The organism is Thiococcus pfennigii (assembly GCF_016583835.1).
GTDB classification, from domain to species: domain Bacteria; phylum Pseudomonadota; class Gammaproteobacteria; order Chromatiales; family Chromatiaceae; genus Thiococcus; species Thiococcus pfennigii.
Genome location: NZ_NRRW01000084.1, coordinates 1 through 10382, shown reverse-complemented (window position 1 = coordinate 10382; position 10382 = coordinate 1). Strand labels below are relative to the sequence as shown.

The window sequence follows — 10382 nt, the reverse complement described above, 5'->3', positions numbered from 1 at the left end:
GCGAAGGAGCGACGCCTCGCCGGCAAGCGTCAGCGCGCCGCGACCAAACGCCAGCGCGGGACGCCGTTCGACGACTAGTACAGCAGTGCGGATGTTCCGAGACCGCCTCCAACGACTATCGTTGTCGTAATCGACGATCGGACTACGATCAGGACAACGACAACGAACAGCCTCGGGATTTCTGAAGTGCTGCACTAGTAAACGCACCGAAACGCACCGAAACACGCGAAAAGGCAGAATATACGCGGGAGAATCTGCGTTTTTTCGCGTATTTCGCGTATTTCGCGCATTTCGCGCATGTCGTAGTTTCTTGTCTTCCGCGTGCTCGTATCGTTGGTTTCTGCGCCGTTTCTAAGCGCGACCGCGAACGGCCCGCTGGTCCAGGTCGCGGGGCCGGGCGTCGTGCCCGGCGGTGATTCCCGGTAGACTGGGGCGCACCGTCCCCCGAGTCGTCGGTCGCCCTGCTTCGGTTCACGCCCATGGCCCCATCATCGTCCCGCCTCGCCGCCTGGCGGGCACCCGCCCTCGCCCTCGGGGCCGGCGCGCTCGCGGTCCTCGCCTTCGCCCCCTTCGGCTGGTACCTGCTCGCGCCGCTCGCCCTCGCCCTCCTCTACGAGGCGCTACGCGGGCGCCGCGGGGCCGGCGCCTTCGGCATCGGTTGGGCCTTCGGGCTCGGCCTGATGGGCCTGGGCGTCTTCTGGATCCGGATCAGCATGAACCAGTTCGGCAACATGGACGCCTGGGCGGCCAACCTGCTCGCCGGCCTGTTCATCGCGGTCGTGGCCCTCTACTACGGCCTCGCCGGTTGGCTGATCGCACGCCTCGACCGGGGCCCGGCCTGGGTCGGTCCGCTCCTCGCGCTGCCCGGGGCCTGGGTCCTGTTCGAGTGGCTGCGCGGCTGGCTCTTCACCGGCTTTCCGTGGCTCGCGATCGGCTACTCGCAGGTCGATGGGCCGCTGGCCGGCTTCGCGCCGCTCGTCGGCGTCTATGGTCTGGGCCTGGTCGTCGCCGTCGCCGGCGGGCTGCTGTGGGTCGCGACCCTGGGGGCGCAAGGTCGACCGCCATGGGCGCGCTGGGGCGCCCTCGCCGCGCTGGCGCTCCTCTATGTCGTCGGTGCGGCCCTCGCGCCGATCCCCTGGAGCGAGGCGCGCGGCGCGCCGCTGCGCGCCGCCGTCCTGCAAGGCAATGTCCCCCAGTCGCTCAAGTGGGACGAGAGCGCCCGGCTGCCGACGATCGAGAACTACATCGATCTGACGATCGAGCATCTCGACAACGACGTCCTGGTCTGGCCCGAGACGGCGCTGCCGGACTTCCTCGACCGACTCCGCGAGCCCCTGATCGAGCCGCTCGCCGAGCGCTTGCGTGAGGAGGGCGTCGACCTCGTGTTCGGCGTGCCGGTGCGCGATGCGGCGCGCGATGCCTACTACAATGGGCTCGCGAGCATCGGCACCGCCGAGGGCCTCTACTACAAGCGCCACCTGGTGCCGTTCGGCGAGTTCCTGCCGTTCCGTCCCTGGCTGGGGCCGATCGTCGAGTGGTTCGAGGTGCCGATGTCGGACTTCAGCCGCGGCCCGATGGCCCGGCCCCTGATCCAGGTCGATGGCCTCCCGGTGGGCGTCTCGATCTGCTACGAGGACGCCTTCCCGACCGAGCTGGGCCAGGCCCTGCCCGAGGCCGCCTACCTGATCAACGTCAGCAACGACGGCTGGTTCGGCGACTCGCTGGCGCCGCACCAGCACCTGCAGATCGCGCGGATGCGCGCCTTGGAGAACGCCCGGCCGCTGCTGCGGGCGACCAACACCGGCATCTCGGCGATCATCGATTACCGCGGCCGCCTGCTCGGGATCGTGCCGGCGTTCGAGCGCGGCGCCTTCGGCGCGGCGATCCAGCCGCGCAGCGGGGCGACGCCGTTCGTGCGGCTCGGCAATGTGCCGGCGGTCGCGCTGGCGACCCTGTTGCTGGCCGCCGCCGCCTTCCTCGCCGGCCGCCGCCCGGGAACGCCCCCGGGACGAGCCGGGTGACCCGAGCGGCCGCAGCGGGGTGCGGGCCTCGCCCGGCCGGCGATGAGCGGCGTCGCCTGGACCCGAGGCGCCGACGCGACGGACGCGGCGCCGCTGATGTCGGAACCCATCCTCGGCGGTCGCCTGAAACGACGGGCTGCCGTTATCATGGTGGCCTGACTGGTTCCAGCGGGGTGTCGCGTTGCAGGCGCTGATCCAATTCTTCTTCGAGCTCTGTCTGCTGCGCCGGGCGCCGCAGGACCTGCCCGCCTCCGACTGGCTCTTCCGGCTGGTGCTCGCCGCGAGCTTCCTCGTCGGCGTGCTCGCCGCCCTCATCGCCGGGCTGCCGCTCGCGCTCGGCGTCCTCCAGAGCCTCGCCCAACTCGCGTTGCTCCTGACCGTGCTCTACTTCGGGCTCGGCTGGCTGCGGCGCCCGGGGCGCTTCCTCCAGGCGGCCACCGCCCTGCTCGGTACCGGGACGCTGCTGAGCCTGCTGGCGTTGGTGCCGATCGGTCTGCTGCCGCTCGAGCCCTCGGGCGGCGACGGCACGCTGGCCGCCCTGCTCCTGCTCGCGCTGTTCGCCTGGAGCATCGTCGTCAGCGGCCACATCCTGCGCCACACGCTGGGCGTGACCCTGGGCCAGGGCGCGGCCATCGCGATCCTCTACGAGCTGGCCTCGCTGGTCCTGCTCGGCGGCCTCTTCCCTGGGACTGGGAGCTGACATGCATCTGCACATCCTCGGGATCTGCGGCACCTTCATGGGCGGCATCGCGCTGCTCGCGCGCGCCCTCGGTCACCAAGTCACCGGCTCCGACGCCAATGTCTACCCGCCGATGAGCACCCAGCTCGAGGCGGCCGGCATCGGGCTGATGGAGGGCTACGCGGCCGAGCACCTGGAGCCGGCCCCGGACGTGGTCGTCGTCGGCAATGCGATGCGCCGTGGGATCCCGGCCGTCGAGGCGATGCTCGACCGCGGCCTGCCCTATGTCTCTGGCCCGCAATGGCTGCGCGAGCACCTGCTCGGCGGGCGTTGGGTCCTCGGGGTCGCCGGCACCCATGGGAAGACGACGACGGCCAGCCTGCTCGCCTGGATCCTCGAGGACGCGGGGCTCGCGCCCGGCTTCCTGATCGGCGGGGTGCCGCGCAACTTCGGCCTGTCGGCCCACCTCGGGTCGGCGCCCTTCTTCGTCGTCGAGGCGGACGAGTACGACACGGCCTTCTTCGACAAGCGCTCCAAGTTCGTCCACTACGGGCCGCGGACCCTGATCTTGAACAACCTGGAGCATGATCACGCCGATATCTTCGAGGATCTGGCCGCGATCCAGCGCCAATTCCACCATCTGGTGCGCACCGTGCCGGGCTCGGGCCTGATCGTCCATCCCCAGGGCGACGCGGCCCTCGACGAGGTCCTGGCGATGGGCTGCTGGACGCCCCGCGAGACGCTCGGCGACGGCGGCGACTGGTCAGCGCGCCTCGGCGCCGAGGACGGCTCGCAGTTCGAGGTGCGCTGGCGCGGCGAGGCGCTCGGGACGGTCCGCTGGGGCCAGACGGGCCGTCACAACGTGGCCAACGCGCTGGCGGCGCTGGCCGCCGCTCGGCATGCCGGCGTGCCGCCGGCGACGGCCATCGCCGCACTGGGGCGCTTCGCCGGCGTCAAGCGGCGCATGGAGCGGCGTGGCGAGGCCGGTGGGGTGACCGTCTACGACGACTTCGCCCATCACCCGACGGCGATCGCGACGACCCTCGACGGGCTGCGCCGTCAGGTCGGCGACCGGCGCATCCTGGCCGTCCTCGAGCCGCGCTCGAACACGATGCGCCTGGGCGTGCACAACCAGGCCCTGCCGGCGGCGTTGGCCGCCGCCGATCGGGTCTATGTCCATGCCGGCGGCGGGCTCGGTTGGGACGCGGCGGGCGTCTTCGGCGGGCTTGGCGAGCGCGTCCTGATCGCCGAGCGGGTCGCCGACCTGATCGCCCGGCTGGTGGCCGACAGCCGTCCGGGCGACCAGGTGCTCGTGATGAGCAATGGCGGTTTCGAGGGGATCCATGAACGGCTCCTCGCGGCGCTCGCCGAGCGGGCCGCCGAGACGCCGTCGCCGTGAGCCCGGACCGATGAGCGCCGCCAAGTCGCGCTGGGAACGCACCGTCACGGTCGCCCTCACGGGCGCATCCGGTACCCAATACGGCCTGCGCCTCGCCGAGTGCCTGGTCGGGGCCGGCGTGCGGGTCTATCTGCTCGTCTCGCAGGCCGCCCAGGTCGTGCTGAAGCTCGAGGTCGGGCTCGAGGTGCCGGCCCAGGCGGCAGCCGCGGAGGCCTGGTTCGCCGAGCGCCTCGCGGCCGCGCCGGGTCAGCTGCGGGTCTTCGGCCGCCAGCAGTGGACCGCCCCGGTCGCGAGCGGCAGCAATCCGCCCGACGCGATGGTCGTGTGCCCCTGCACGACCGGCACCCTCTCGAGCATCGCCGCCGGTTTGAGCGACGACCTCATCGATCGTGCCGCCGACGTCGTCATGAAGGAGGGCCGCAAGCTGATCCTCGTGATCCGCGAGACGCCGCTGACGACTATCCATCTGGAGAACATGCTGCGCCTGGCCCGCGCCGGCGTCGTCATCATGCCGGCGAGCCCCGGCTTCTACTTCCGGCCGACGCGGGTCGAGGACCTCGTCGACTTCATCGTCGCGCGCGTCCTCGACCACTTGGCCGTGCCGCACCGTCTCCTCGGGCGCTGGGGCGAGCCGCAGGGGGCCGACCCGACCTGACGGGCACGTCCGAGCCGCCCGTCGGGGCCGTAGGTCGGGTGGGCCCCTCGGGGCGTAACCCGACAGCCGGCCACGCTGCGCCCGCGGAGGTCGCTGTCGGGTTACGGCGCGCATCGAGTCGTTCGTTCTTGTCGAAGGCCGTGCGGGCGCGCCTCACCCGACCTACGGGGCATCGTCTCCCGGGGCATCCCGATCGGCGCACGGTGGCAATAGGGTCGTAGGTCGGGTTAGCCCCTCGGGGCGTAACCCGACAGCCGGCCACGCTGCGCCCGCGGAGGTCGCTGTCGGGTTACGGCGCGCATCGAGTCGTTCGTTCTTGTCGAAGGCCGTGCGGGCGCGCCTCACCCGACCTACGGGGCATCGTCTCCCGGGGTATCCCGATCGGCGGGCGGTGGCAAGAGGAGGAGCCGTGGCGCGGCGTCGCCCGGGTCGGGTTGCCCCGCCAGGGCCGCTGCGAGCACCGCCGCGGCCGGCCGGTAGTCGTCGCCGGTGATCGGCAGGGCGAAGAGGCCGGCCAGGATCTCTTTGCGCTGTACCGTGACGTTGCCGACCCCGATCGGCACCCGGCCGTCGAGCCGGTAGCGGGTCGACCAGAGCCGCAGCACGAGACGGGTGTCGTCGCCGGCCTCGTCCTTGACGAGCACGAGGGTCTCGTGGCCCCCGTCGTGGACATGGGGGATCACGGGCAGCTCGGCCAGCGGTAGGGTCGGCGACAGGAACCGGATCGCGCTGCGCCAGGTGAGGGTCTCGGCCGGCCGCCAGCCGAATGGGGCCAGGCGCTCGGCGAGCTGCGCCGGCGCGCCGGCGTATTGCAGATCGAGCGGGTGGCGGTTGTGCTGCCAGAGGTCGAGGCGCTGACCGGGCAACGCCCGCCAGCCCCCGTCGCGCCAGGCCGAGGCGGCGATCGCGACCGGCTCGGGCACCGGGCGGTAACGGGCCAGATTGGCGCCGTGGTCGGTCAGGGTGCGGGCCGTGAAGCCGGCGGCGAGGGCCAAGGCGGCGACGGCGACCAGCCCGGGCCAGCGTCGGTCGAATTGGCTGTGGCGGCGGAAGGCCAGGCCGAGCACCGCGATCCAGGCCAGACCGAGGGCGATCGAGCCGATGACGTCGCTGAGCCATTCGGCACCGAAGTAGAGCCGTGCGAGGGCGACCGCGGTCACCAACAGGGTCGCCAGGACATAGGGCACCCAGCGCCACAGCGGCGCGAGACCGCGGGCGATGGCGATGGCGAGGAAGCCATAGACGACCGTCGCGCCGAGGACCTGGATCCCGGGGAAGGACCAGGGGCTCAGTGCGATCAGCCCGGGGACCGGGCGCGGCACCTGGAGCAGCCAGCCGAGCGCCGGCGCGGCGACCAGCGCGAAGGCCGCGGCCGCGAGCCAGTAGTTCGCGTGACGGCGGTGGCGGCGCCAGCGTAGGTAGAGGAAGACGATGAGCACCTGCGTGAGCAGCACGAACGGGTCGCCGAGCCGGCTGAGGCCGGCCATCAGCGTATCGGCCGGCGGTGTGCGCAGGCTCAGCCCGAGATCCAGGACGGCCTGATTGACGGTGAGCGCGGCCGGGCCGATCAGCGTGATGCTGACCGCGAACCCGAGCAGGAAGGTCGCAAGGATCAGCAAGCCCGCCAGGCCCGTCAGGGTCGCCGCGTCCGGGTGGGCGGGGTCGGCGAGGGCGCGGGCGACCTTGCCCATGCTCGGGTGCAGGTCGGCCCAGCGCAGCAGCGCGGCGACCCGGGCCCCGGCGTGCGGACTGAGGAGCCAGAACAGCCGGCGCGTCGTCCAGGCCGCGAGCCAGAGGAGGGCGATCAGGATCAGGGCGAGGATGACCAGCCGCGTGGCCGCCTCGGCGGCGAGCGTCAGCGAGGCGCCGAAGACGATCCCGGGCAGCAGGTAGGCCGGAGCCCAGACGACCGCCGAGAGGACGTTGGCGACGAGGAAGCGGCGTACCCCCATCCCCATGGTGCCGGCGATCAGCGGCACGACGGCGCGGATTGGCCCGACGAAGCGGCCGAAGACCACGCTCTTGACGCCGTAGCGGGCGAAGAAGCGTTCCCCGCGTACCAGGCTCTCGGGGTGGCGCGAGAAGGGCCAGATCCGGCGGACGTGGTCCTTGAGGACGCGGCCGAGGGCGTAGCTGAGCGCGTCGCCGAGGACGGCGCCGAGCGTCGCGGCGGCCCAGGCCAAGTGCAGGTCGAGGACGCCGGCGGCGATCAGGGCGCCGGCGACGAGCATGATCAGGACCCCGGGGACGAGGACGCCGACGATGGCCAGGGATTCGGCCAGCGCGGTCAGGAACAGGATCAGGTTCGCCCAACCGGGGTGGGCCGCGACCCAGGCCAAGAACTGCTGGAACAGCGCCTCCATCGCGCGCCGGGACGCTCAGTCAGCGTGCCGGCCGCGCGTCGCGCCTTGCCTGCGGGCCCACCTTGGCGGGCTGGGTGCGAGGCATCGCGAACGGCCGCGGCCGGACGGCACGGTTAGCCGGCGACCTCCGCGAAGGTCGCAGCGGCCGCATCGAGCGTCGCCTCGATCTCGGCATCGCCATGCGCCCCGGATACGAAGCCGGCCTCGAAGGCCGATGGGGCCAGGTAGACGCCGCGCCCGAGCATGCCATGGAAGAAGGCCTTGAACTGCTCCTGGTTGCAGCGCGTCGCCTGCGCATAGCCGGTCACCTGCTCGGCGGTGAAGAAGAGCCCGAACATGCCGCCGACCTGATTGGTGCTGAAGGGCACGCCGGCCGCTTGGGCGCGCTCGCGCAGCCCAGCGACCAGCCGCTCGGTCGTCGCCGTGAGGGCCTCGTAGAAGCCCGGCGCCGAGAGGAGCTCGAGGGTCTTGAGGCCGGCCGTCATCGCCACCGGGTTGCCCGACAGGGTGCCGGCCTGATAGACGGGGCCGAGCGGGGCGATGCGCTCCATGATGTCGCGCCGCCCGCCGAAGGCGCCGACCGGCATGCCGCCCCCGATGACCTTGCCGAGGGTCGTGAGATCCGGCCGGATGCCGTAGTGCGCCTGGGCGCCGCCGCGGGCGACGCGAAAGCCGGTCATGACCTCGTCGAAGATCAGCACGGTGCCGTGGCGGTCGCAGACCTCGCGCAGCCCCTCGAGGAAGCCTGGGGCCGGCGGGATGCAGTTCATGTTGCCGGCGACCGGCTCGACGATGATGGCGGCGATCTGGTCGCCTTCGCGGGCGAAGGTGTCGCGCACGGCGTCGAGGTCGTTGTAGGGCAGCGTCAGGGTCAGCTCGGCCAGCGCCGCCGGGACGCCGGGCGAACTCGGCTCGCCGAGGGTCAGGGCGCCGGAGCCGGCCTTGACCAGCAGGGCATCGACGTGGCCGTGATAACAGCCCTCGAACTTGACGACCTTGTCACGGCCGGTGAAGCCGCGGGCCAGGCGCAGGGCGCTCATCGTCGCCTCGGTGCCGGAGCTGACCATGCGCACCAACTCGATGCTCGGCACCAGCTCGCAGACCCTGTCGGCCATCGCCGTCTCCAGCTCGGTCGGGGCGCCGAAGCTCAGACCCCTCTGGATGCACTCGGCGACGGCCGCGATGACCTCGGGGTGGGCGTGGCCGAGGATCATCGGCCCCCAGGAGCCGACGTAGTCGATGTAGCGACGGCCCTCGGCATCGACGACATGGGGGCCGGCCGCGCGTTCGAAGAAGACGGGGTCGCCGCCGACGCTGCGGAAGGCGCGCACCGGCGAGTTGACGCCGCCCGGGATGTGGCGCTGGGCGGCGACGAAGAGGTCGTGGGAACGGGTCATCTGGATTCCTCCGTCGGGAACAATCGGGTGTAGGCGCGGGCGGCGGCGGTGACGTCCGGGGCGGCGAAGACTCCGGTGACGACCGCGAGCATGTCGGCCCCGGCTGCGATCAGCGAGGCGCCATTGTCTGGAGTCACGCCGCCGATCGCAACCAATGGCCGCCCGAGCGCGCGCGCCTCGCCGAGCAGCGCCGGGGCGGCGCGCACGGCGTGCGGTTTGGTCGGCGACGGGTAGAAGCTGCCGAAGGCCAGATAGTCGGCGCCGGCCTGCGCGGCGGCCCGCGCCCGCGCGAGGTCGGCGTAGCAGGAGACGCCGATCAGCGCGGTGCGCCCGAGGCGGGCGCGGGCCGCGCGGGGGTCCGGGTCGTCGCGCCCGAGGTGGACGCCATCGGCGCCGATCGTCGCGGCGAGTTCGACGTCGTCGTTGACGATCAGCGGCACGCCGGCGCGTCGGCAGCGATCGAGGAGCGCGACGCCGCGCGCCAGGCGCTCGCCCGCGGCACCCGACTTGTCGCGGTACTGGACGAGCCGGGCGCCGCCGGCCAACGCCGCAGCGACCTGCGCCAGCAGGGTCGCGCGCGGTGTCTCGGCCCCGGGCGTGATCAGGTAGAGGCCGGCCAGGTCCATCATCCGGGGGCCTCGGTCCCATCGAGGGCGAAGAGGCGGTTCGGGGTCAGCTGGCAGCGCCCGGTGCGTCGGGCGCGGGCCAGGGCCTCCCAGGTGTAGGCCTGGGCCGCGGCGATCGCCTCGATCGGTTCATCGCCGCGCGCCAGGCGGGCGGCGATGGCGCTGGCCAGCGTGCAGCCGGAGCCGTGATAATGACCCGGCAGGCGCGGCCAGCGCCAGGCGTGGCGGCAGCCGTCCGGGCCGTAGAGGCGGTTGACGACCTCGGCCTCGGCGGCGTGGGTGCCGGTGATCAGGACCCAGCGGCAACCGGCCCGGCGCAGCGCGGCGGCGCAGGCGTCGGGGTCCTGCGCGCCGGCGAGGGTGCGGGCCTCGGGGAGGTTGGGCGTCATCAGCGTGCAGGCGCCGGGCAGGTGATGGCGCAGGCGTTCGACGAGGGCCGCATCGGCGATCGGATCGCCGGCCCCCGAGGCCAGCACCGGGTCGAGGACGACCGGCAGGCCGGGGTGCGCGCGCACCCGGCCCTCGACGGCCTCGGCCACCGCGGCGCTGCCGAGGAGGCCGATCTTGATCGCGGCGATCGGGCTGTCGGCGCTCAGGGCGCGCCACTGGGCCTCAATCTGTCCGATCGGTTGCGGGAAGACGCCGCCGACGCCGCAGGTGTCCTGGGTCGTCAGGCAGGTCACGAGCCCGAGGGCATGGGCCCCGGCGGCGCGCACCGCCTCGGCATCGGCCGTGAGGCCCGCACCCCCGGTCGGGTCGTGGCCGCCGGCGCACAGGACGATGGGGGGAGACGGGTCGGGCATGCGGACTCGGGGCTGCTCGGGCTTCGGATGACGCGATCGTCGCCGGCCCGTGCCGGCGAGCCTCCATTCTAGCGCGTTTGGCGCCCCGTCGAGTGGCCGGATGGGCGCGGCGAGCGTGCCCCGAATACAGTATCTGGAGTCGTCGATGAAGCGTTACGTCTGTCTGGTCTGCGGGCTGATCTACGATGAGACGCAGGGCTGGCCGGAGGACGGGATCCCGGCCGGCACGGCCTGGGAGGATGTCCCGGCCGACTGGAAGTGTCCCGAGTGCGGTGCCGGCAAGGTGGATTTCGAATTGATCGATGATTGAACCAGGGCTGATCCGTTCTGCGGCCTTTTTCGTTGAGGGTGAAGGGTTGGCGGTCGATCCTCGACTGGGTGGTGCGCAGGCGAATGCTCGCCTCTCGCAGCGGTCGAGACGGCGGCCGCGGAGGCCCAT

9 protein-coding genes are annotated in these 10382 nt (G+C 72.5%); 5 read left to right on the top strand and 4 right to left on the bottom strand.

Annotated features, from left to right (window positions below; genetic code table 11):
* The first annotated feature begins 479 nt into the window (after positions 1 to 479).
* The 4 genes from lnt (at position 480) to CKO41_RS17035 (ending at position 4754) form a co-directional block, all read left to right on the top strand.
* A complete protein-coding gene (lnt, locus tag CKO41_RS17050) occupies positions 480 to 2021 on the top strand; it encodes an apolipoprotein N-acyltransferase (protein ID WP_200254592.1) in 1542 nt (513 codons plus the stop codon).
* A 181-nt stretch (positions 2022 to 2202) separates the two neighbouring features.
* Entirely contained in the window at positions 2203 to 2721 is a 519-nt protein-coding gene (locus tag CKO41_RS17045) for a hypothetical protein (protein ID WP_200254590.1), read from the top strand.
* 1 nt (position 2722) lies between these two features.
* A complete protein-coding gene (mpl, locus tag CKO41_RS17040) occupies positions 2723 to 4099 on the top strand; it encodes a UDP-N-acetylmuramate:L-alanyl-gamma-D-glutamyl-meso-diaminopimelate ligase (protein WP_200383155.1) in 1377 nt (458 codons plus the stop codon).
* A gap of 10 nt (positions 4100 to 4109) precedes the next feature.
* Positions 4110 to 4754, top strand: a complete 645-nt coding sequence (locus CKO41_RS17035) for a flavin prenyltransferase UbiX (RefSeq protein WP_200254586.1) — start codon at positions 4110 to 4112, stop codon at positions 4752 to 4754.
* Positions 4755 to 5104: 350 nt separating this feature from the next.
* Here CKO41_RS17035 and CKO41_RS17030 read toward each other — a convergent pair whose 3' ends face one another.
* From CKO41_RS17030 to thiD, 4 genes are all read right to left on the bottom strand, one after another.
* The gene (locus CKO41_RS17030; protein WP_200383154.1) at positions 5105 to 7117 is read right to left on the bottom strand and encodes a bifunctional DedA family/phosphatase PAP2 family protein; all 2013 of its coding nucleotides are present in this window, start codon (positions 7115 to 7117) and stop codon (positions 5105 to 5107) included.
* A gap of 113 nt (positions 7118 to 7230) precedes the next feature.
* On the bottom strand, positions 7231 to 8514 hold the full coding sequence (gene hemL, locus CKO41_RS17025; protein WP_200383153.1) for a glutamate-1-semialdehyde 2,1-aminomutase: 1284 nt from the start codon (positions 8512 to 8514) through the stop codon (positions 7231 to 7233).
* Positions 8511 to 9143, bottom strand: coding sequence for a thiamine phosphate synthase (thiE, locus tag CKO41_RS17020; protein WP_200383152.1), 633 nt, complete (start codon positions 9141 to 9143; stop codon positions 8511 to 8513). The genes hemL and thiE overlap by 4 nt, the downstream gene beginning before the upstream one ends.
* The gene (gene thiD / locus CKO41_RS17015) at positions 9140 to 9943 is read right to left on the bottom strand and encodes a bifunctional hydroxymethylpyrimidine kinase/phosphomethylpyrimidine kinase (protein ID WP_200255009.1); all 804 of its coding nucleotides are present in this window, start codon (positions 9941 to 9943) and stop codon (positions 9140 to 9142) included. Before thiD ends, thiE begins: the two co-directional genes overlap by 4 nt.
* A 145-nt stretch (positions 9944 to 10088) precedes the next feature.
* Here thiD and CKO41_RS17010 point away from each other — a divergent pair, with 145 nt between their 5' ends.
* The gene (locus tag CKO41_RS17010) at positions 10089 to 10253 is read left to right on the top strand and encodes a rubredoxin (RefSeq protein ID WP_200255011.1); all 165 of its coding nucleotides are present in this window, start codon (positions 10089 to 10091) and stop codon (positions 10251 to 10253) included.
* Positions 10254 to 10382: the final 129 nt, after the last annotated feature.

Excerpts from the sequence above, each read along its gene's own strand:
- lnt (WP_200254592.1), top strand. The coding sequence starts at position 480 with ATGGCCCCATCATCGTCCCGCCTCGCCGCCTGGCGGGCACCCGCCCTC.
- mpl (WP_200383155.1), top strand. The coding sequence starts at position 2,723 with ATGCATCTGCACATCCTCGGGATCTGCGGCACCTTCATGGGCGGCATC.
- CKO41_RS17035 (WP_200254586.1), top strand. The coding sequence starts at position 4,110 with ATGAGCGCCGCCAAGTCGCGCTGGGAACGCACCGTCACGGTCGCCCTC.
- CKO41_RS17030 (WP_200383154.1), bottom strand. The coding sequence starts at position 7,117 with ATGGAGGCGCTGTTCCAGCAGTTCTTGGCCTGGGTCGCGGCCCACCCC.
- hemL (WP_200383153.1), bottom strand. The coding sequence starts at position 8,514 with ATGACCCGTTCCCACGACCTCTTCGTCGCCGCCCAGCGCCACATCCCG.
- thiE (WP_200383152.1), bottom strand. The coding sequence starts at position 9,143 with ATGATGGACCTGGCCGGCCTCTACCTGATCACGCCCGGGGCCGAGACA.
- thiD (WP_200255009.1), bottom strand. The coding sequence starts at position 9,943 with ATGCCCGACCCGTCTCCCCCCATCGTCCTGTGCGCCGGCGGCCACGAC.
- CKO41_RS17010 (WP_200255011.1), top strand. The coding sequence starts at position 10,089 with ATGAAGCGTTACGTCTGTCTGGTCTGCGGGCTGATCTACGATGAGACG.